The organism is Williamsia sp. SKLECPSW1 (genome assembly GCF_054332755.1).
Genome location: NZ_JBTGLI010000002.1, coordinates 228,508 through 248,942, shown reverse-complemented (window position 1 = coordinate 248,942; position 20,435 = coordinate 228,508). Strand labels below are relative to the sequence as shown.

Annotated in this window: 20 protein-coding genes; 16 read left to right on the top strand and 4 right to left on the bottom strand. The window is 70.5% G+C overall.

Annotated features, from left to right (window positions below):
* Positions 1 to 16: 16 nt before the first annotated feature.
* From dop to ACXVUM_RS16970, 11 genes are all read left to right on the top strand, one after another.
* On the top strand, positions 17 to 1,516 hold the full coding sequence (gene dop, locus ACXVUM_RS17020) for a depupylase/deamidase Dop (RefSeq protein WP_458523113.1): 1,500 nt from the start codon (positions 17 to 19) through the stop codon (positions 1,514 to 1,516).
* 135 nt (positions 1,517 to 1,651) lie between these two features.
* On the top strand, positions 1,652 to 1,846 hold the full coding sequence (locus ACXVUM_RS17015) for a ubiquitin-like protein Pup (RefSeq protein WP_253652880.1): 195 nt from the start codon (positions 1,652 to 1,654) through the stop codon (positions 1,844 to 1,846).
* Complete coding sequence (gene prcB, locus ACXVUM_RS17010; protein ID WP_458523112.1) at positions 1,843 to 2,676, top strand: proteasome subunit beta; 834 nt, start codon at positions 1,843 to 1,845, stop codon at positions 2,674 to 2,676. Before ACXVUM_RS17015 ends, prcB begins: the two co-directional genes overlap by 4 nt.
* Positions 2,673 to 3,473 (top strand): proteasome subunit alpha, encoded by an 801-nt coding sequence (prcA, locus tag ACXVUM_RS17005; protein WP_458523111.1) that lies wholly within the window; start codon positions 2,673 to 2,675, stop codon positions 3,471 to 3,473. The genes prcB and prcA overlap by 4 nt, the downstream gene beginning before the upstream one ends.
* A 60-nt stretch (positions 3,474 to 3,533) precedes the next feature.
* Positions 3,534 to 4,892 carry a Pup--protein ligase gene (pafA, locus tag ACXVUM_RS17000; RefSeq protein ID WP_458523110.1) on the top strand — a complete coding sequence of 453 codons (1,359 nt, stop codon included), beginning with the start codon at positions 3,534 to 3,536 and terminating at the stop codon, positions 4,890 to 4,892.
* Between the two features lie 72 nt (positions 4,893 to 4,964).
* Positions 4,965 to 5,957 (top strand): helix-turn-helix transcriptional regulator, encoded by a 993-nt coding sequence (locus tag ACXVUM_RS16995; protein WP_458523109.1) that lies wholly within the window; start codon positions 4,965 to 4,967, stop codon positions 5,955 to 5,957.
* Positions 5,954 to 6,958: a helix-turn-helix transcriptional regulator gene (locus ACXVUM_RS16990; RefSeq protein ID WP_458523108.1), complete on the top strand. Its 1,005-nt coding sequence runs from the start codon at positions 5,954 to 5,956 to the stop codon at positions 6,956 to 6,958. The genes ACXVUM_RS16995 and ACXVUM_RS16990 overlap by 4 nt, the downstream gene beginning before the upstream one ends.
* A gap of 66 nt (positions 6,959 to 7,024) precedes the next feature.
* Entirely contained in the window at positions 7,025 to 7,306 is a 282-nt protein-coding gene (gene tatA / locus ACXVUM_RS16985; RefSeq protein ID WP_458523107.1) for a Sec-independent protein translocase subunit TatA, read from the top strand.
* 151 nt (positions 7,307 to 7,457) lie between these two features.
* Positions 7,458 to 8,366: a twin-arginine translocase subunit TatC gene (gene tatC / locus ACXVUM_RS16980; protein ID WP_458523106.1), complete on the top strand. Its 909-nt coding sequence runs from the start codon at positions 7,458 to 7,460 to the stop codon at positions 8,364 to 8,366.
* Complete coding sequence (locus ACXVUM_RS16975; protein ID WP_458523105.1) at positions 8,353 to 11,184, top strand: DEAD/DEAH box helicase; 2,832 nt, start codon at positions 8,353 to 8,355, stop codon at positions 11,182 to 11,184. The genes tatC and ACXVUM_RS16975 overlap by 14 nt, the downstream gene beginning before the upstream one ends.
* 136 nt (positions 11,185 to 11,320) lie before the next feature.
* Positions 11,321 to 12,079 (top strand): DUF4333 domain-containing protein, encoded by a 759-nt coding sequence (locus ACXVUM_RS16970; RefSeq protein ID WP_458523104.1) that lies wholly within the window; start codon positions 11,321 to 11,323, stop codon positions 12,077 to 12,079.
* A 7-nt stretch (positions 12,080 to 12,086) separates the two neighbouring features.
* Here ACXVUM_RS16970 and ACXVUM_RS16965 read toward each other — a convergent pair whose 3' ends face one another.
* Positions 12,087 to 13,043, bottom strand: a complete 957-nt coding sequence (locus ACXVUM_RS16965; protein ID WP_458523540.1) for a 5'-3' exonuclease — start codon at positions 13,041 to 13,043, stop codon at positions 12,087 to 12,089.
* 89 nt (positions 13,044 to 13,132) lie between these two features.
* Here ACXVUM_RS16965 and ACXVUM_RS16960 point away from each other — a divergent pair, with 89 nt between their 5' ends.
* Complete coding sequence (locus ACXVUM_RS16960) at positions 13,133 to 14,248, top strand: M24 family metallopeptidase (RefSeq protein ID WP_458523103.1); 1,116 nt, start codon at positions 13,133 to 13,135, stop codon at positions 14,246 to 14,248.
* Between the two features lie 94 nt (positions 14,249 to 14,342).
* Here ACXVUM_RS16960 and ACXVUM_RS16955 read toward each other — a convergent pair whose 3' ends face one another.
* Positions 14,343 to 14,753, bottom strand: a complete 411-nt coding sequence (locus ACXVUM_RS16955) for a pyridoxamine 5'-phosphate oxidase family protein (protein ID WP_458523102.1) — start codon at positions 14,751 to 14,753, stop codon at positions 14,343 to 14,345.
* 75 nt (positions 14,754 to 14,828) lie between these two features.
* Between ACXVUM_RS16955 and ACXVUM_RS16950 the strand changes: the two genes are divergently transcribed.
* The 4 genes from ACXVUM_RS16950 to ACXVUM_RS16935 are packed head-to-tail and all read left to right on the top strand — an operon-like array spanning position 14,829 to position 18,326.
* Complete coding sequence (locus ACXVUM_RS16950) at positions 14,829 to 15,602, top strand: SDR family NAD(P)-dependent oxidoreductase (protein WP_458523101.1); 774 nt, start codon at positions 14,829 to 14,831, stop codon at positions 15,600 to 15,602.
* The gene (gene cbiE, locus ACXVUM_RS16945; RefSeq protein WP_458523100.1) at positions 15,599 to 16,807 is read left to right on the top strand and encodes a precorrin-6y C5,15-methyltransferase (decarboxylating) subunit CbiE; all 1,209 of its coding nucleotides are present in this window, start codon (positions 15,599 to 15,601) and stop codon (positions 16,805 to 16,807) included. Before ACXVUM_RS16950 ends, cbiE begins: the two co-directional genes overlap by 4 nt.
* Positions 16,804 to 17,562, top strand: a complete 759-nt coding sequence (gene cobM / locus ACXVUM_RS16940) for a precorrin-4 C(11)-methyltransferase (protein WP_458523099.1) — start codon at positions 16,804 to 16,806, stop codon at positions 17,560 to 17,562. The genes cbiE and cobM overlap by 4 nt, the downstream gene beginning before the upstream one ends.
* Positions 17,559 to 18,326 carry a cobalt-precorrin-6A reductase gene (locus ACXVUM_RS16935; protein WP_458523098.1) on the top strand — a complete coding sequence of 256 codons (768 nt, stop codon included), beginning with the start codon at positions 17,559 to 17,561 and terminating at the stop codon, positions 18,324 to 18,326. The genes cobM and ACXVUM_RS16935 overlap by 4 nt, the downstream gene beginning before the upstream one ends.
* Here ACXVUM_RS16935 and ACXVUM_RS16930 read toward each other — a convergent pair.
* A complete protein-coding gene (locus ACXVUM_RS16930; protein WP_458523097.1) occupies positions 18,277 to 19,806 on the bottom strand; it encodes a precorrin-2 C(20)-methyltransferase in 1,530 nt (509 codons plus the stop codon). The genes ACXVUM_RS16935 and ACXVUM_RS16930 overlap by 50 nt on opposite strands.
* Complete coding sequence (locus ACXVUM_RS16925; protein WP_458523096.1) at positions 19,803 to 20,426, bottom strand: precorrin-8X methylmutase; 624 nt, start codon at positions 20,424 to 20,426, stop codon at positions 19,803 to 19,805. Before ACXVUM_RS16925 ends, ACXVUM_RS16930 begins: the two co-directional genes overlap by 4 nt.
* Positions 20,427 to 20,435 lie beyond the last annotated feature (9 nt).

Here is a 20,435-nt window from a genome sequence, read left to right as displayed (position 1 = left end):
GCCTAGGCTCGACGTCGTGCAGCGCATCATCGGAACCGAGGTCGAATACGGCATATCGGCGCCCAACGAGCCGAACGCCAACCCGATCATGACCTCCACGCAGGCGGTCCTCGCCTACGCGGCGGCCGCGGGGGTGCCGCGGGCGAAGCGCACCCGATGGGACTACGAGGTCGAGTCGCCGCTGCGCGATGCGCGCGGGTTCGACCTCGGGCGGTCGTCGGGTCCGGCTCCGATCATCGACGCCGACGAGGTCGGCGCCGCGAACATGATCCTCACCAACGGGGCCCGGCTGTACGTCGACCACGCCCACCCCGAGTACTCGGCCCCCGAGGTCACCGATCCGATGGACGCCGTCATCTGGGACAAGGCGGGGGAGCGGGTCATGGAGGCCGCCGCCCGGCACGTCGCCAGTGTGCCCGGCGCCCCGCGACTGCAGTTGTACAAGAACAACATCGACGGCAAGGGTGCGTCCTACGGGACCCACGAGAACTACCTGATGGCGCGCGACACACCGTTCACCGCCGTCATCGCGGGCCTCACGTCGTTCTTCGCCACCCGCCAGGTCTTCACCGGGTCCGGCCGGGTCGGCCTGGGCCAGTCCGGCGACGACGACGGGTTCCAACTGTCCCAGCGGGCGGACTACATCGAGGTCGAGGTCGGGCTCGAGACGACGCTCAAGCGCGGCATCATCAACACCCGCGACGAACCGCACGCCGACCCCGATCGCTACCGGCGGCTGCACGTGATCATCGGCGACGCGAACCTCGCCGAGACCGCGACGTACCTCAAGGTCGGGACCACCTCCCTCGTGCTCGACCTCATCGAGGCCGGTGTCGACTTCTCCGATCTGGAGCTCGCCCGTCCCGTCACCGCGGTCCACCGCATCAGTCACGACCCGTCGCTCACCGGCACCGTCGCGCTCGCCGACGGTCGTGAGGTCACGGCGCTGGCCGTGCAGCGGATCTATCACGAGCGCTGCGCGGAGTTCGCCCGCTCGCGGGGCGTCGACGACCCACGCGCACAGCATGTCCTCGACACGTGGATCGACGTCCTCGACCGCCTCGAGCGTGATCCGATGGAGTGCGCCGACATCCTCGACTGGCCGGCGAAACTGCGTCTGTTGGAAGGGTTCCGTACGCGGGAGGGCCTCGGCTGGAGTGCTCCTCGCCTGCAACTGGTGGACCTGCAGTACTCGGACGTGCGCCTGGACAAGGGTCTCTACAACCGTCTCGTCGCCCGGGGTTCGATGAAGCGACTCGTCACCGAGCAGCAGGTGACCGACGCCGTCTCGGCCCCGCCGGAGAACACGCGCGCCTACTTCCGGGGCGAGTGTCTGCGGCGGTTCGGCGCGGACATCGCCGCGGCGAGCTGGGATTCGGTGATATTCGACCTCGGCGGCGACTCGCTGGTGCGGATCCCGACACTGGAACCGTTGCGCGGCAGCCGCGCCCACGTCGGCGCCCTGCTCGACTCGGTGGACTCCGCGGCCGAGCTCGTCGACCAGCTCACCACCTGAGGCAGTCGCCGGTCGGCCGACGGTGGGCGTCCCCGCACGTCCCGCAGCCGGAGGACCCCTGCCGGTAGGGTGGACACACGGACTTCTCGGGCGGCCACACGGCCCTCCGGGGATCGCAGGATCGAGGAGGCAGCAATGGCGCAGGAGCAGACGCGGCGCAGTGGCGGCGGAGACGACGACTCCGCCGACGGCCCGGACACCGCAGCCGGCCAGGAGCGACGCGAGAAGCTCGCCGACGACACCGATGACCTCCTCGACGAGATCGACGACGTGCTCGAGGAGAACGCCGAGGACTTCGTGCGCGCCTACGTGCAGAAAGGCGGCCAGTGAGCGGACAGCTCGACGGAATCGGTCGGGACATCTCGTCCTTCACCGACCACCTGCGGCGCACCGCACCGGACCTGCTCCCCGACACCCGCACCGTCGTGTCACCCACCGACTCCATCCCGCACGGCACCACGATCGTCGCGGTGGCGTACCCCGGTGGTGTGCTGATCGCGGGTGATCGCCGGGCGACGGCCGGGAACATGATCGCCAGCCGCGACATCCGCAAGACCTTCGTCACCGACGAGTACTCCGCTGCGGGCATCGCCGGCACCGCGGGTATCGCCGTCGAGATGGTGCGGCTGTTCGCGGTCGAGCTCGAGCACTACGAGAAGATCGAGGGCGTCTCGCTCACGCTGGACGGCAAGGTGACACGCCTGGCCACGATGGTGCGGTCGAACCTCGGCGCCGCTCTGCAGGGCCTCGTCGCCATCCCCATGCTCGTCGGGTTCGACCCCGAGGGCACGGATCCGAACCGCAGCGGACGGATCTTCTCCTTCGACGTCGCCGGTGACCGGCACGAGGAGTTCGGCGGCTACCAGGCCATCGGGTCCGGGTCGGTCTTCGCGAAGTCCTCGTTGAAGAAGCTCTACCGGGCCGACCTCGACGCCGCCTCCGCGTTGCGCATCGCCGTCGAGGCTCTCTACGACGCCGCCGACGACGACTCCGCCACCGGTGGACCGGACCTCGTCCGGCGCATCGTGCCGACCGCGGTCTCCATCGACGTCGACGGCGCCCGAGAGATCCCGTCGACGGAGATCGAGGCCGCCGCACGCGCTCTCATCGCCGACCGCACCGCAGCGCACGACGAGGCATTCGGGGGTGACGCGTCATGACGTTCCCGTACTACGCCAGCGCCGAGCAGATCATGCGCGATCGCTCGGAACTCGCCCGCAAGGGCATCGCCCGCGGACGCAGCGTCATCGTGCTCACCTACGCCGACGGGGTGCTGTTCGTCGCGGAGAACCCGTCGAACGCCCTGCGCAAGGTCAGCGAGATCTACGACCGCATCGGGTTCGCCGCGGTCGGCAAGTACAACGAGTTCGAGACACTCCGCAAGGCAGGCATCCAACTCGCCGACGTCCGCGGCTACAGCTACGACCGCGCCGACGTGAGCGGGTTGTCGTTGGCGAACGCCTACGCCAACACCCTCGGGTCGGTGTTCACCGAGCAGGCGAAGCCGTTCGAGGTCGAACTCTGTGTCGCCGAGGTCGCGCAGCCGGGCAAGACGACACCGTCGCAGCTGTACCGGATCACCTACGACGGGTCGATCGCGGACGAGACCCGGTTCCTCGTGATGGGTGGCTCCACCGAGTCGATCACCACGGCGATGAAGGACACGTACTCCACCGACGCCGACCTCGCGAGCGCGCTGACCGGCGCGGTAGCGGCCCTCGGCGCGCCACCGGCGACGCAGAACGGGTCGACGCAGACCGCCGAGCCCCGGGTCCTGACCGCCGGCGACCTGGAGGTCGCCGTCCTCGACCGGTCGCGCCCACGGCGGGCGTTCCGTCGACTCACCGCCGACGCCGTCGCCGCGATCATCCCGGACCGACCGGCCGAGAACTCCTCGTCCGACGCCGGCGACGCGGACACGTCGACCAGCGAGACACCCGGGGACGCATCGTCCTGACGGGGCCGCATGGTCGCTGCGTCCCGACCGTCCGCGCCGAGCACCGGTAGGGTTGACCGGGTGGATCGTCGCATCATGGGCATCGAGACCGAATTCGGCGTGACCTGCACTTTTCATGGTCACCGCCGCCTCAGCCCGGACGAGGTCGCCCGCTATCTGTTCCGGCGGGTCGTGTCGTGGGGGCGATCGTCGAACGTGTTCCTGCAGAACGGTGCACGCCTCTACCTCGACGTGGGGTCGCACCCCGAGTACGCGACCGCCGAGTGCGACGGGCTGGTCCAGCTGGTCAACCACGACCGCGCCGGGGAGCTGGTGCTCGAGGAACTCCTCGTCGACGCCGAGCGACGCCTCGCCGACGAGGGCATCGGCGGTGACATCTACCTGTTCAAGAACAACACCGACTCCGCGGGCAACTCCTACGGCTGTCACGAGAACTACCTCGTCGTCCGGGCGGGCGAGTTCTCCCGCATCTCCGACGTCCTGTTGCCCTTCCTGGTGACCCGCCAACTCATCTGCGGCGCCGGCAAGGTCCTCCAGACACCGAAGGCCGCGACCTACTGCCTGTCGCAGCGCGCCGAGCACATCTGGGAAGGCGTCTCGTCGGCGACGACACGGTCACGCCCGATCATCAACACCCGCGACGAACCGCATGCCGACGCCGAGAAGTACCGACGCCTGCACGTCATCGTCGGCGACTCGAACATGGCCGAGACGACCACCATGCTCAAGGTGGGGTCGGCGGCGCTGGTGCTGGAGATGATCGAGGCGGGGGTGTCGTTCCGGGACTTCGCCCTGGACAACCCGATCCGCGCCATCCGCGAGGTCAGTCACGACACGACCGGTCGGCGTCCGGTCCGTCTGGCCGGCGGCCGTCAGGCCAGCGCCCTCGACATCCAACGGGAGTACCACGCCCGCGCCGTCGAACACCTGCGCAACCGTCGCCCCGACCCGGAGATGGATCTCGTCGTCGACCTGTGGGGGCGGACGCTCGACGCGGTGGAGTCGCAGGACTTCTCCGGTGTCGACACCGAGATCGACTGGGTCATCAAGCGCAAGCTGTTCCAGCGGTACCAGGACCGCTACGACATGGATCTCGCGGACCCCAAGATCGCCCAACTCGACCTGGCCTTCCACGACATCAAGCGCGGACGCGGTGTCTTCGACGTCATGTCCCGCAAGGGTCTGGTGCGTCGTGTCACCACCGACGAGGACATCAAGAACGCCGTCGAGGAGCCGCCGCAGACGACCCGCGCCAAGCTGCGCGGCGACTTCATCGCCGCAGCGCAGAAGGCGGGCCGGGACTTCACCGTCGACTGGGTGCACCTGAAGCTGAACGACCAGGCCCAGCGCACGGTGCTGTGCAAGGACCCGTTCCGCAACGTCGACGAGCGCGTCGACCGTCTCATCGCGTCGATGTGAGCACATCGCACCGCCCGACACGGCGGTGCGGGTCGGGTTCGCCGACGGCGCCCGTGCCATAGGCTGCGACGGGTGGCGACCACCAAGATCGAACGGTTGATGAACCTGGTCATCTGCCTGCTGTCGGCGGAGCACTACCTCACCGCGGAGGAGATCAGGTCCCTGGTCCTGGGGTACGGCGACTCGACGAGCGTCGACGCGTTCAACCGCATGTTCGAGCGGGACAAGAACGAACTCCGCGACCTCGGCATCCCGTTGGAGACCGGTCGTGACTCCGGCCGGGCCGACGTCGACGGCTACCGCATCAACCGCAGCGCCTACGAGTTGCCCGCCATCGACCTCGATCGTGACGAGTCCGCCGCGGTGACCATGGCCGCGGCCGTCTGGGACGACCCCTCGATGGCCTCGGTCGCCCGGACCGCTCTTCTGAAACTCCGGGCGGGCGGTGTCGAACTCGTCGCCGACACCGACCTCACCGTCGGCGTCCGTGCCGCGACACCGCGCGCGATGGGATCCGAGGTCGTCGTCGGGGTGCTGCTGCACGCCGTCGAGAACCAGCTCCCGGTGACGTTCACGCACCGGCCGTCGCCCACAGCGGAACCGACCCGCCGGCGCCTCGAACCCTGGGGCGTGGTCACACACCGTGGACGCTGGTACGTCGTCGGCCACGACCTCGACCGCGGCGAGACCCGCACGTTCCGCCTGTCCCGCATCCTCGAGCCGATCGAGACCGGTACCGGCACCTTCGTCCGCCCGGACGACGTCGACGTGCGCGCTCTCGTCGCCGCGGCCGCCGGGTTCGCGGACCCCGGGGATCAGGGCGTCGCCCGGGTGTGGGTCGCCGAGGGCCGCGGGGGAGGGGTCCGCCGCGCCGCCACCGCGATCGAGCCGTCCGAGCGGGACGGCCGTCCGGGTGCGATCGTCGCGGTGAGCGAGTGGTCCGTCGACAGTCTGGCCCGCCAGGTGGTGGGTCTGGGGCCCGACGCCGTCGCTCTCGACCCACCGGCGTTGGTCGACCGGGTGGTCGACGGATTGCGCGGTGCGCTCGCGGGAGCCGGCGCATGAGCGGGGCACCGGATCGGCTGTCCCGGCTGCTCGCGATGGTCCCGTACTTCCTCGCCCATCCCGGGGTCACCAAGAAGCAGGCCGCCACCGACCTCGGCGTCACGGTGGACCAGTTGGGCAAGGACCTCAACCAGCTGTGGATGTGCGGGCTGCCCGGCTACTCGCCCGGCGATCTCATCGATCTCGACTTCGTCGACCGCGACACCGTCGACGTCACCTTCTCCGCCGGGATCGACCGGCCGTTGCGCCTGACCCCGGCGGAGGCGTCGGTGCTGTTGATGGCGTTGCGTGCACTGCTGGACATGGGCGGCGTGGTCGACGCCGACGCGGCCCAGCGGGCGATCGCCAAGATCGAGCGGGCCGTCGGCGACGCAGCACTCGGGGCGGCCTCGTCGGCGACGCCCTCCGGTGGCGACACCGCCTCGGTGAACGGCTGGGACGGCGTCGTCCGCGACGCGCTCCGCACACGACAGGCGCTGTGGCTGCGCTACTACTCGGCGTCGCGGGACGCGGTGTCGGAGCGCACCGTCGACCCGATCCGGATCCAGGCCGTCGACGGGCAGAGCTACCTGGAGGGCTGGTGCCGGGAGAGCGACGGGGTGCGTCTGTTCCGCTTCGATCGCATCGACGAGGCGCGACTGCTCGACGAGGCCGCCCGCGACCACGCCGCGACCGACCTGGACACGTCGTCACTGTCGTTGTTCGGCGACGACGCCGGCTCCCTGCCCAGCGTGGAGTTGGCGATCGACCCCGAGGTGGCCTGGGTGGTCGACTACCACCTCATCGACATCGTCGACGGCCCCGACGCCGACGGGTCGGTGCGCGGACGGATGACCTACGGGTCCGACGAGTGGTTGACCCGGTTCCTGCTCGGGTTCGGCGGTCGGATCCGTCCCGTGGGTGCACCGACGGTCGAGTCGGAGATCGCCCGCCGAGCCCGATCCGCACTCGGCGCGTACGGCGACGTCACCTCCGACCGGAGCGGTGCCGCGCAGAGATGACGCCGACGGCCGGGGCCCGTCCCGTCCGGTAGCATCGGCAGCAGTCGACGCGCGAAAGGAAGGCCAATGGGCGCCATCCAGCCATGGCACATCATCATCGTGGTGATCGTGTTCCTCATCCTCTTCGGGTCGAAGAAGCTCCCGGACGCCGCTCGCGGTCTGGGCCGGTCCATGCGCATCTTCAAGTCCGAGATCAAGGAGATGCAGAGCGAGGGCAAGGACGACGACGGGAAGAAGCACGAGGAGACGCAGGACGTCGCGCCACGCCAGATCCCGGCGCCGGCCCCCACCGACAGCACCGGGCAGCCGACCACGTCGCAGCCCGACGGGGAACGTCGCAGCGCCTGATCCCGCCGCCCTGACCCGGTCGCGTCCGTCCCGCAGTCAGCGGGCGACCGCCGGGCCGGTGCAGCCCTCCCGACTGGTGGTTTCCTGACCCGTGGTCCGCATACCCCTGGATCCGCGACGTAGTCGACGTCGTGTCAATCCCGACGGCACCATGTCGCTCGTAGAGCACCTCTACGAGCTGCGCACACGCCTACTGATCTCCCTGATCGCCATCGCGCTGACGACGATCATCGGCTTCGTCTGGTACTCGCACGGCATCTTCCACATCGAGTCACTCGGTGAACTCCTCCGCGGACCGTACTGTTCGCTGCCTCCGAGCTCGCGCGCGACGCTCACCCCGGGTGACGAGTGCCGCCTGCTCGCGACCGGCCCGTTCGACCAGTTCATGCTGCGACTCAAGGTTGGCGCCACGGCCGGGGCGGTGCTGGCCTGCCCGATCTGGTTCTACCAACTGTGGCAGTTCATCACCCCGGGCCTGCACCGGAACGAGCGTCGCTACGGGTTGTCCTTCGTCGCCGCGGCGGCAGTGCTCTTCGTGACCGGCACCATCCTCGCGTACCTCGTGGTGGCCAAGGCCTTCCACTTCCTGCTCACCGTCGGCAACGACGTCCAGGTCACCGCACTCGCCGGTGATCAGTACTTCACCTTCATGCTGCACCTGCTGATCATCTTCGGCGTCAGCTTCGAGGTACCGCTGCTGATCATCGCCCTCAACCTGATCGGGGTGCTGACCTACGCACGCCTGAAGGCGTGGCGGCGCGGTCTGACCTTCGGCCTGTTCGTGTTCGCCGCGGTGGTCACCCCTGGATCGGACCCGTTCACCATGCTGGCGCTCTCCTTGGCGCTCACCGTGCTGTTCGAGCTGTCGGTGCAGTTCACCCGCATCCACGACCGGCGCAAGGCTCGTCGCGAGGGCGAGAACTGGGACCATCTCTCCGACGAGGAGGCCTCCCCGCTCGACCACCGTCCCGAGATGGTCGGGGCCAGCTCGTCGGCCTCGAGTTCGTCCGTCCCGCCGGCCGAGCCCGTCCGCGCGTCGGATCTCGATGACGTCCTCTGACGACGGCGCCGCCGGTGTCCCCGCTCTCGTCGTCGACCGGCCGCGTCTGACCGAGTTCACCGAGCGGCTCCGGTTCGCGCTCGACCCGTTCCAGTCGTCGGCCTGCTCGGCACTCGAGGACGGCCACGGGGTGTTGGTGTGCGCGCCCACCGGCGCCGGAAAGACGATCGTCGGCGAGTTCGCCGTCCACCTCGCCCTCGCCGCGGGCTCGAAGTGCTTCTACACGACACCGATCAAGGCGTTGAGCAACCAGAAGTACGCAGACCTCGTCGCGGTATACGGATCCGATGCCGTCGGCCTGCTGACCGGCGACTCGTCGATCAACCCGCACGCTCCGGTCGTCGTGATGACGACCGAGGTCGTCCGGAACATGATCTACGCGAACTCGCCTGCGTTGCAGGGCCTGTCGCATGTGGTGATGGACGAGGTGCACTTCCTCGCGGACCGTTTCCGCGGCGCCGTCTGGGAGGAGGTGATCCTGCACCTCGATCCCGGTGTGAAGGTCGTCAGCCTCTCCGCGACGGTGAGCAACGCCGAGGAGTTCGGCGACTGGATCCAGACCGTCCGCGGCGACACCACGGTCGTCGTCGACGAACATCGACCCGTGCCGCTGTGGCAGCACATGATGGTCGGCAACCGCATCATCGACCTGTTCGACCGCCGGTCCCGACCCGGGAAGGCCCCTGAGGTCAATCCCGAGCTCACCCGATACATCCGGCAGCGCGAGATGGTCGACGACCACGACCGGGTACACGGCCGCGGGACCCGTTCCGGCCGCGGCGGAGGTCGGCGCGGCGGTGGGTCGCGACCCGGTCCCGCGGTGTCCCGGCCCGACCTGATCGCCCGACTCGATCGCGAGGGCCTGCTCCCGGCGATCACGTTCGTGTTCTCGCGCGCCGGCTGCGACGCCGCGCTCGACCAGTGCCTGCGGTCGGGACTCACGCTGCTGGCCCCCGACGAGGTGGGCGAGGTCGACGCCGTCGTGGAGAAACACGTCGGCGAACTCTCCGATGCCGACCGCGAGGTCCTGCGCGTCGATCGCTGGGCGTCGGCACTCTCCCGCGGGTTCGCCGCGCACCACGCAGGGATGCTGCCCGCGTTCCGCCACGCCGTCGAGGAACTGTTCGTCCGGGGATTGGTTCGTGCCGTCTTCGCGACCGAGACACTGGCGCTGGGAATCAACATGCCGGCGCGGTCGGTGGTCCTCGAGCGTCTGGTGAAGTTCAACGGCGAGGCCCACGTCGACCTCACCCCCGGCGAGTTCACGCAGCTCACCGGACGTGCCGGACGCCGCGGCATCGACGTCGAGGGTCACGCGGTCGTGGTGTGGTCACCCGACCTCGATCCCGGTCGGGTCGCGGGTCTCGCGGGCGCGCGCACGTTCCCGCTGCGCAGCTCCTTCGCGCCGGAGTACAACATGGCCGTCAACCTGATCGACCGGCTCGGGTTCGACGGCGCGAAGACCCTGCTGGAGCGCTCGTTCGCGCAGTTCCAGGCCGACCGGTCGGTCGTCGGCATGCACCGCCGCATCGACACCACGCGGGGGACCCTGCGCACCGTCGACGCCGAGCTCACCGGGCGTGCCGCGACCGTCGGGGTCGATCCCGGCGTGCTCGACCCCGACGAGACCACCGACGCCGACCGGCACGACGGGTTCTTCGGCTACATGCGGCTTCGGCAGACCATCCGAGCCCGCGAGCGCGACATCAAGTTCCGGACGCGGATGGACCGTCAGGACGCGGTCGTCGACGACCTCTTCGCTCTCAAGCGGGGACAGGTCATCGCACTGCGCGGCGGACGTCATCGCGGTCTCGCCGTGGTCGTGGAGCAGGCATCCGACCGTCGTGACCCGCGTCCGCTGGTCCTGTGCGAGGACGCATGGTGCGGACGGGTCGGCACCCGCGACTTCGTCAACCCGCCGGAAGTGCTCGGTGACATGCGGCTCGGCAAGCAGGTCGACCGGCGGACCGGTCGCGGCCGTCGCGATCTCGCCTCGTCGTTGCGCAACACCGGCATCGACATGCCCCGGGGCAGGCCGGCGAAGCACGCACCCGGGGGTGACGACGCCGAGCTGACAGACCTGCGCGCCCGCCTTCGCGCGCACCCCGCCCACCAGATCTCCGGATCCGACGACCTGTTCCGCCTGGCCGAACGACGTGCCCGGATCCAGCGCGATCTCGACGGCCTCGTCGACGCGGTCCGCACCCGCACCTCGACGCTGTCGGTCACGTTCGACCGCGTTGTGTCGGTACTCGAACATCTGGGATACCTCGTCCGCGAGGGTGATTCGCTGACGGTGAGTGCATCGGGCTCGGCGTTGGCACGTGTGTACAGCGAGAGCGACCTGCTGATCTGCGAGTGCCTGCGCAGCGGGATCTGGGATCGGCTCACCGCCTCGCAACTCGCCGCGGTGGTGTCGTCGGTGGTGTACGAGTCACGCCGCGACGCCTACGCCGGTGCCGACCTGGTGACGGGCGAGGGCGCGGTGCGTGATGCGCTGACCGCGACCCACCGTGCGTGGCGCGCGTTGTCGGTGATCGAGGAACGCCACCGCGTCTCGGTCACCCGCGAGCCCGACGCCGGCTTCGCGTTGGCCATGCACCTGTGGGCGTCGGGTCGGCCGCTGGCCGAGGTTCTCGCCGTGGCCGGTGATCGGGGCCGTCCGCTTCCGGCGGGCGACTTCGTGCGCTGGTCCCGACAGGTCATCGACCTGCTCGAACAGATCCGCATCGCCGCGGCCGACACACCGGTCGCGGCCACCGCGCGCTCGGCCGCGCGGGCGGTCACCCGCGGGGTCGTCGCGGTCGAGATCGGCTGAGGTCACCGGAGTCACGACCGCCGCCGCGCGCCTGCGGCTCCCCGGGCACGGACCGGTGGTGCGGTATCTTCGGTCGCGGACCAACGCCACCGCACCCAGGTGCGGTGGCGCGTGACGAGAGCGGCGGGAGGGCTCGATGACCGACCCCCAGACGCCGGGCGCCTCCGACGCCGGACGCGAACCCGACGACACGGCGCGGGCCTGGCAGGACCCGTCACGTGCGCCCGACCAGGGCCAGTGGAACCCACAATCCGGGCAACCCTCCTACGGGCAACCGCCACAAGGTCAGCCGTACACCTCGCCGACCTACGGCCAACCCCAGTACGGACAACCCCCGTACGGCCAAGCCCCCTACGGGCAGCCCGCGTACGGAGACGGCCAGTACGGCCAACCGCAGTACGGGCAGCCGGCATACGGCCAACCGCAGTACGGCACCCAGGCCTTCGGGCAGCCGCCCCAGTACGGACAGCCCCAGTACGGCGGTCCGCAGCAGGGGGATCAGGCCTACCCGCCGCAACCCGGCGCCGCGCCGGGACAGGACGATTTCTCGACGATGGCGCGACCGGCACGGGGCCGTCGGCCCGTGCTGCTCGGTGCGATCGGCGGGGTGGTCGCGATCGTCGTCGTCGTCCTCGTGACGGCGTTCTGGGCTCCGGGTTTCGCGGTGTCCACGGAGCTGTCGCGGTCTGCGGCCGAGAGCGGCGTGAAGAACATCCTGACGAGCGACTATCAGGCCACGGACGTGTCGAACGTGCGATGCCCGGACGGACCGAAGGTGCAGAAGGGCTCGAGCTTCCGCTGCAGCGTCACCATCGCCGGTGCCCAGCAGCAGGTCACCGTCACCTTCCTCGACGACAACGGCACCTATGAGGTCGGGCGACCGACGCCCAACTGAGGTCGGGTCAGAACCGCTGTTCCCAGCCGAACGCCGACGCGAGACGGTTGACCGACGAGGTGATGCCGAGGTCGGCCACCAGGGCGGCGAGGGCATCCGCGTCGGCGGGTGCCTGCGGGATGGCGGCCGGGGCCGAACCCGAGGTCCAGGTCACGTCGGCATCGGTGCGGACGAACACCACGGTGCGGGCCGCCTCGAGATAGTCCCGGGAGTCGGCGAGCGACGCGGCGATCCGCGTCGAGATCCGTTTGTCCTTCGCCCGGGCGGCGGCCTCCACCGCGTCGAGGTCACCGAACGCGCGCAGCAGTGTGGCGGCTGTCTTCTCACCGACCCCGGCGACACCGGGCAGTCCGTCGGACGGGTCGCCGCGCAGGATCGCCAGCTCGGCGTAGGCACTACCGGGATGCCGGTGCGGCACACCGTATTTCTCGGCCACCTCGTCGGGTCCGAACATCTCCGCGCGCGTCACCCCGCGGCCGACGTAGAGGACCCGCACCGGCACCGGATCGTCGCGCACGACCTGCAGCAGGTCACGATCGCCGCTGACGACGACGACGGGGTCGTCGGTCTCGGCGTCGGCCAACGTGCCGATGACGTCGTCCGCCTCACAGTCCGCGGCGCCGGCGCTCGCGATCCCGGCCGCGGCCAGGACATCGGCGATCATCGCGACCTGCGGCGTCAGGGTGTCGGGGACCTCCTCGACGAACGTCTCCCCGTCGGGTGCGGGGACCACCTCGGCAACGCGATGCGCCTTGTAGGACGGGATCAGCGCGACGCGGAACTCGGGTCGCCAGTGCACGTCGAGGCAGGTGACCAGGCGTCGGGGGTGCTCACGGTCGACCAGGACGGAGATCATGTCGAGGAACCCGCGGACGGCGTTGACCGGTCGGCCGTCGGGGGCGGTGATCTTCTCCGGGATCCCGTGGAATGCCCGGAACCAGAGGCTGGCGCCGTCGAGCAACATCAGGGGAGCTGCCATGGTGTGTCACTGTGCCAGACCCGGGTCCGTGCCCTGACCGGCATCCGGAGACCCGGCGTGAGACCGTGGACGTCGTGAGTCAGCAGCGATTCCCCTCCTCGGTCTACGCCGACCGCCTCGCCCGCGCCGCAGCCGCCGCCGGCGAATCCGGCCTCGACGCCCTGATCGTCGGACCCGGGCCCGATCTCGACTACCTCACCGGGTCGACCGCGAGCACCTTCGAGCGACTCCTCGCCCTCGTGATCCCGGCCGACGGCGCCCCGTGGGTCGTCGTACCCCGTCTCGAGCTGGCGGCTCTGCGCACCTCGGCGATCGGTGACCTCGAGATGGCGACCCGCGACTGGGTCGATGGCGACGATCCCTACGCCCTCGCGCTCCAAGGCCTCGCGCCGGGATCTGCCCTGGCCGTGTCCGATGCCGTACCGGCGTTGCATCTGCTCCCGCTGGCCGATCGCAACGGCGCGCTACCGGTGCTGGCGACGGCCGTCCTGCGCCGACTCCGGATGGGCAAGGACACCGCGGAGATCGATGCACTGCGGAGGGCCGGCGCGGCGATCGACCGCGTCCACGCGCGGGTGCCCGGGTTCCTCCGGGCTGGTCGTACCGAGCGGGAGGTGGCCGCCGACATCGTCGCCGCGATCGTCGAGGAGGGACACTCGCGCGCGGAGTTCGTGATCGTGGGTTCGGGACCCAACGGGGCCGACCCGCACCACGAGGTGTCCGACCGCGTCATCGAGTCGGGGGACGTCGTCGTCGTCGACATCGGTGGCCCGGTGTCACCGGGGTACTTCTCCGACTCCACCCGGACCTACTGCGTCGGGGAACCGGCGGCGGAGATCGCCGAGCTGTGTGCGGTCCTGGAACGCGCACAACAGGCAGCTGTCGACGCCGTCCGGCCGGGCGTGCAGGCGCAGACGATCGATGCCGCCGCCCGCGACGTCCTCGCGGAGGCCGGGCTCGCCGAGGCGTTCATCCACCGCACCGGCCACGGCATCGGGCTGTCGGTGCACGAGGAGCCCTACATCGTGTCGGGCAACGACATCGTCCTGACCGAGGGCATGGCGTTCTCGATCGAACCGGGCATCTACTTCCCCGGGCACTGGGGCGCCCGTATCGAGGACATCGTCGTGGTCACCGCGGACGGGTGCGAACCCGTGAACACCCGCCCCCACGGCCTCACCGCCGTCTGACCCCGGGCCCCTCCGCCGAACGTGCCAAAACCCCTCGCCCAGCGGGCCGAAACCCAGCGCCCAGCGGGCCAAAATCCGTCGCCCAGCGGGCCGATCAGTCCTTCTCGCCGAGAAGGGTGCGTGACCCGAGGACGCGGGTGACCTCGAACTCGATGACGACACGCCGCGGGTTCGGCTTCGGCTGCCGGTAGCGGGCGGCGTATCGACGCTCGGCCTCCGCGATCCCCTCGGGATCGCGGTTCACCTTCGCCGGCCCCTCGAGGGTCAGCCAGCGCGGTCCGTCGACGTGCGTCGCCGCCGCATACCCCGACCGCTCCGCGTTGCGGACCTTCTGACTGCCCTCGACGGTGATGACCCGCGCGAGACGACGCTCGGGGTCGTAGGTGACGCCGACCGCGACCGAATGCGGGGTGCCGTCGGCTCGCAACGTCACCAGACTCGCCAGGTGTCGGTCGGTGAGGAACTCGAGAGCGGTGTCGGTGAGGTCGGAGGCGTCGCGGGGCACGCAGGCAAGGGTAGTCAGCGCAGAGTCGCCGAGACCGCTGCGGGACCGTCGTCCGACCGGTGGGAGAATGCATGCGTGCTGCGCAGAACTCCGACGACCGACGGTGTCGTGGTGGTGTTCGGCGGACGCAGCGAGATCGGTGTCGAGGTCGCGCGACGCGTCGCCGCCGACGCGACGGTGGTGCTCGCGGCCCGTCGTCCCGACGACCTCGACGACCAGCGGCGGCTCCTCGAACGAGCCGGCGCACGGGCGGTGAACACCGTCGCCTTCGACGCCGATGACACGGCATCGCATCCCGGTCTCGTCGAGGCGATCGTGGCCGAGCACGGACCGATCGGCATCGCGATCGTCGCGTTCGGGATCCTGGGTGACGCCGTGCGTGCCGAGACCGACCACGCTCACGCCCTCCAGATCGCCCACACCGACTACCTCGCCCAGATCAGTGTCCTCACCCCGCTCGCCACGGCGATGCGACGGCAGGCATCCGGCGCGATCATCGTGTTCTCGTCGGTGGCGGGCGTCCGTGTGCGCCGGGCCAACTACGTCTACGGCTCGACGAAGGCGGGACTCGACGGCTTCGCGTCCGGCCTCTCGGATGCTCTGCACGGCAGCGGCGTCCACCTGCTCCTCGCCCGGCCGGGCTTCGTCGTCGGCGCCATGACGCGGGAACTGATGGCGTCCGGCGTGAAGCCCGCGCCGATGTCGAGCACCGCCGGCGAGGTGGGGGAGGCCGTCGTCCGCGCGCTGCGCCGGGGCCGCGCCACCGTGTGGATACCCGGAACCCTGCGTCCCGTCTTCGCCGTGATGCGCATTCTGCCGCAGGGGATCTGGCGCCGGATGCCCCGATGACCCCGCCGTCGGTCGTGGTCGTGGGAATCGGCGCCGACGGGTGGTCGGGACTGTCGCAGCGCTCCCGGGAGGAGCTGCTCGGAGCGACGACGGTCGCCGGATCGGCACGTCAACTCGACCTGCTCCCCGACGACGTGCCCGCGCGACGTCACCCGTGGGCAACACCCATGCTCTACGACCTCGACACGCTTCTCGCCGCGGCGACACGGCCGCTGCACGTCCTGGCCAGCGGAGACCCGATGTTCCACGGCGTCGGCGCCACCCTGGTGACCCGACTGGGGGCCGAGCGCGTCCGGGTCCTGCCCGCGGTGTCGAGCGCGACCCTCGCCGCAGCGCGGATGGGCTGGGATCTCGCCCGCACTACGGTGTGTTCGGTGGTGACCGACCCGGTCGACTCGGTGCTCGCCGAGGCAGGCGACGGACTCCGGCTGCTCGTCCTCGGTCGCGACGCCGGTACACCCGCCGAGGTCGCGTCCGTACTGTCCGACCACGGGTTCGGGAGATCGACGATGACCGTGCTGGGAAGCATCGGCGGGCCCGGCGAGACGTCCGTGACCGGAACGGCGGACACGTGGGACCAGCCGGTGGGGGACCCCCTGGCCGTGATCGCCGTCGAGTGCGTCGGCCCGCCCCTGATCCGGTCCGCCGGCCTCGACGACGACTCCTACGACCACGACGGCCAGCTGACGAAGGCAGGCGTGCGGGCCCTGACGATCGCTGCGCTCGGTCCGGCAGCGGGGGAGACCCTGTGGGACGTCGGCGGTGGCGCGGGTTCCATCGCCATCGAGTGGTGTCGAAGTGACCGCCGCTGTCGCGCATGGACGTTCGAGGCCGACGCGTCCCGGCGAGATCGCATATCCGCCAACGCCTCCCGCCACGGCGTCGCGCGGTCGGTGACCGTCGCGGGTGCCGCTCCGGGCGATTTCCCGACGGCTGACCGGCCCGACGCCGTCTTCATCGGTGGGGGACTGACCGATCACGGCATGCTCGACGCGTGCTGGACGGCCCTGCGCCCGGGGGGTCGTCTGGTGGCCAACGCGGTCACGGTCGAGTCCGAGCATCTCGTCGTCGGCGAACACCGTTCTCGCGGAGGTCATCTCCGTCGGATCCACATCGAGAACGCCGCACCTCTGGGGTCCATGACGGCCTGGCGACCGGTCCTGCCGGTCACCCAGTGGGTCGTGCGCAAGTCGGAGGACCAGTGACAGTCCACTTCATCGGCGCCGGGCCCGGTGCGCCCGACCTGCTCACCCTGCGTGCGGTCGACACCCTCCGTCGCTGCGGCACCTGCTTGTACGCGGGGTCGCTCGTCCCCCGCGAGGTCCTCGCGCACTGTCCCGACGACGCCGTCCTCGTCGACACCGCGCGGATGCCTCTCGACGAGATCGTCGGCCACATCCGGACCGCGCACGCCGCCGGACACGACGTGGCCCGCCTCCACTCCGGGGACACGTCGCTGTACTCGGCTATGGCAGAACAGATCCGGGCGCTGGACGCCCTCGGCATCGACCACACCGTGGTCCCCGGCGTCCCCGCGTTCTCCGCCGTCGCCGCGTCACTCGGCCGTGAACTCACCGCCCCCGGGGTGGGTCAGTCACTGCTGATCACCCGTGTGTCGACACTCTCGACCGACATGCCGCCCGGTGAGACCCTCGCCGAGCTCGCACGCACCGGCGTCACACTGGCGTTGCATCTGGCGGCACGACAGGTCGACGCCGTGCAGGCCGATCTGCTGGACACGTACGGCACCGACTGCCCGTGCGCTGTCGTGGCGTTCGCCAGCCGCGAGAACGAGACCATCGTTCGGTGCACCCTGGCCGACCTGGCGGACCGCACCCGACAGGCCGGGATCGTCAAGACCGCGGTGATCCTCGTCGGCCGCGTGCTCGGCGCATCCGGGTTCCCCGACAGCTACCTGTACTCCGCGGCGCGGATGACGAAGCTGTCGGAACCGTCGTGACCAGCACCGGCCCCGTCCTGCTGCTCGGCGGGACGGGGGAGGCGCGCGCGGTCGCAGCACTTCTCGTCGACGCCGGGATCTCGGTGGTCTCGTCGCTCGCCGGGCGGGTGTCGCAGCCGCGTCTGCCGGTGGGCGAGGTCCGGATCGGCGGATTCGGCGGCCCGGAGGGACTCGCGGACTGGGTGCGTGAGCACCGGTGTCCGGTCGTCGTCGACGCCACACACCCGTTCGCACGGCGCATCTCGCACAATGCGGCACAGGCCGCGACGACGGTCGGCGTGCCGGTGGTCGCGGTTCGCCGACCCGCCTGGGAACCGACGGACGGGGACCGCTGGACGATGGTCGACGACATCGCGGGCGCAGCCGAGGTTGTCGCGGCACGCGGCGGTCGCGTCCTGCTCACCACGGGTCGGCAGGACGTCGGCGCGTTCGCCGCGATCGACACCGCCTGGTTTCTCGTCCGCGTCGTCGACCCACCCACCGACGAGCTGCCACCGCATCACACGATCCTGCGCAGTCGGGGACCCTACGATCTCGACTCCGAACGGGCGCTGCTGCGCGACAACGCGATCCATCTGGTGGTCACGAAGAACTCGGGTGGCGAGCTGACCCGGGCGAAACTCACCGCGGCCGCGGAACTGGGGCTGGAGGTCGTCATGGTGCGGCGGCCACCGGTACCCGTGACCGACCACGACGTCTCCACCCCGGCCGACGTCATGCCGGTGCTGGATCGGCTCCTGCGGGGTCGTACCGACGCGAGGTGAACACAGCCTGCCCGGCGGTGCGGTCGACGACCGTGGTGGTCGACGAGCCGATGACGAGCAGGGTGCGCATGTCGACCACGGTCGGGTCCATCGTCCCGGCGGTGGTGACGGTCACCGTCTCCGTGGGGCCGCCGACGTCGCGACCGAGGACGACGACGCGGTCGGGCCCGGCGAGCTCGACGACGATGTCCCGCAGGGCCGAGACCTGCCAGGTCCGTTCCCGCGAGGCGGGGTTGTAGACGGCGATCACGAGGTCGGCGGCCAGTGCGGCGCGAACGCGGTGCTCCACCGTCTCCCAGGACTTGAGCCGGTCCGACAGCGAGAGGACCGCGAAGTCGTGTCCGAGCGGCGCTCCGACCGCGGCGGCGACCGCGCTGGCCGCGGTCACACCCGGCACCACCCGGACGGGTACATGCGACCACATGGGGTCGGCGGCCATCTCGACCACCGCCGACGCCATGGCGAACACGCCGGGGTCTCCCGAGGAGACCACCACCACCTGTCCGCCCCGTGCGGCGAGATCCAGTGCCATACAGGCTCGTTCGGACTCGACCTTGTTGTCGCTGGCATGTACCCGTTGGCCCGGGCGTGCCGTGACACGTCGAAGGTAGGTGGTGTAGCCGACGAGGTCGGTGGCGCGCGCGAGTTCCTCGGTCACCTCGGGTGTCGTCCATCGGTCGGCGCCCGGCCCGAGACCGACGACGACCACCTCGCCGACGGCGACCTCCGGCGGCGCGACCGCAGACGTGGTGACGGCGTTGAGGTCACCGGGCACGACGATCATGGAGAAGTACGGGACCGACGACGGGTCGACGTCGCGGACGGGCAGGACACGCTGCCGGTCCGTCGACGCCCGCTCGACGTACCAGGCCCGGTCCGCGACACCGGCGATCTCCAGCGCCTCGCGCACGGTCTCGAAAGTGCGTCCCAGCTTCATGATCGCGACGGCGTCCGCGTCGCGGAGGCGTCGGACCAGCTCGTCGCGGGGGAGTGTGCCGGGCAGGATGGTCGTGGTCTCGTCGGCCTCGACCCACGGCAGGCCCACGGCGGCGACTGCGGCACTCGGCGAGGTGACACCCGGGATGATCTCGGTGGGGAAGCGGTCGACGAGCCGCTTGTGCATGTGCATGAAGCTCGAGTAGAAGAGCGGATCGCCCTCGGCGAGAAGGGCGACCGACCTCCCCGCCTCCAGGTGCGCCGCGAGCCGGGCGGCGGCGTCGGCGTAGAAGTCGTCGAGGGCCCCGCGGTAGCCACCGGGGTGGTCGGTGGTCTCGGTGGTGACCGGATACCGCAGTTCCTCGCGGAGCTGCCCGTCTCGCAGATACGGCTCGGCGACACCCAGTGCGATCGACTTCCCGTGCTGGGCACAGTGATACGCGACCACGTCGGCCTCGCCGACGATCCGGGCGGCCTTCACCGTGACCAGCTCGCTGTCCCCGGGACCGAGACCGACACCCCAGAGCGTTCCGGGCGCGGTCATTCGACCGGGCTCGCCAGGGCGTTGATCGCGGCCGCGGTGATCGCAGACCCGCCGCGTCGTCCCAGGACGGTGACGTAGTCGAGATCGTCCCGATCGGCGAGCGCGGCAGCCGATTCCGCGGCACCGATGAACCCGACGGGCGCGCCGACGACGACCGCGGGACGGGGCGCCCCGGAATCGATGAGCTCGAGCAGGGCGAACAGCGCGGTGGGCGCGTTCCCGATCGCGACCACCGCCCCCTCGAGCATCGGCTGCCACAGGTGCACCGCCGCCGCGGTGCGGGTGGTCTGGAGTTCGAGGGCCAGATCGGGGGTCCGGGGATCACCCAGGAGGCACACCACGTCGTTGTCGACGGGGAGCCGTCGACGCGTGACCCCGGAGGCGACCATCGTGGCGTCACACAGGATGGGCGCACCCGCCTGCAGCGCGGCACGGGCACGGGTCACGGCGTCGGGGGTGATCCGTACGTCGTCGACGAGATCGACCTGGCCGCACGCGTGGATCATGCGGACGACCACCTTCTCGGTCTCCGCGTCGTACCCGTCGAGCCGGGACTCGCGGCGGATGGTGGCGAACGACTGCCGGTAGATCTCGGCGCCGTCGTGGATGTAGTCGTACATGTCGGGCCT

Coding starts and splice junctions, on each gene's coding strand:
- ACXVUM_RS17015 (WP_253652880.1), top strand. CDS start 1,652: ATGGCGCAGGAGCAGACGCGGCGCAGTGGCGGCGGAGACGACGACTCC.
- prcA (WP_458523111.1), top strand. CDS start 2,673: ATGACGTTCCCGTACTACGCCAGCGCCGAGCAGATCATGCGCGATCGC.
- ACXVUM_RS16990 (WP_458523108.1), top strand. CDS start 5,954: ATGAGCGGGGCACCGGATCGGCTGTCCCGGCTGCTCGCGATGGTCCCG.
- tatA (WP_458523107.1), top strand. CDS start 7,025: ATGGGCGCCATCCAGCCATGGCACATCATCATCGTGGTGATCGTGTTC.
- tatC (WP_458523106.1), top strand. CDS start 7,458: ATGTCGCTCGTAGAGCACCTCTACGAGCTGCGCACACGCCTACTGATC.
- ACXVUM_RS16975 (WP_458523105.1), top strand. CDS start 8,353: ATGACGTCCTCTGACGACGGCGCCGCCGGTGTCCCCGCTCTCGTCGTC.
- ACXVUM_RS16970 (WP_458523104.1), top strand. CDS start 11,321: ATGACCGACCCCCAGACGCCGGGCGCCTCCGACGCCGGACGCGAACCC.
- ACXVUM_RS16965 (WP_458523540.1), bottom strand. CDS start 13,043: ATGTTGCTCGACGGCGCCAGCCTCTGGTTCCGGGCATTCCACGGGATC.
- cbiE (WP_458523100.1), top strand. CDS start 15,599: ATGACCCCGCCGTCGGTCGTGGTCGTGGGAATCGGCGCCGACGGGTGG.
- ACXVUM_RS16930 (WP_458523097.1), bottom strand. CDS start 19,806: ATGACCGCGCCCGGAACGCTCTGGGGTGTCGGTCTCGGTCCCGGGGAC.
- ACXVUM_RS16925 (WP_458523096.1), bottom strand. CDS start 20,426: ATGTACGACTACATCCACGACGGCGCCGAGATCTACCGGCAGTCGTTC.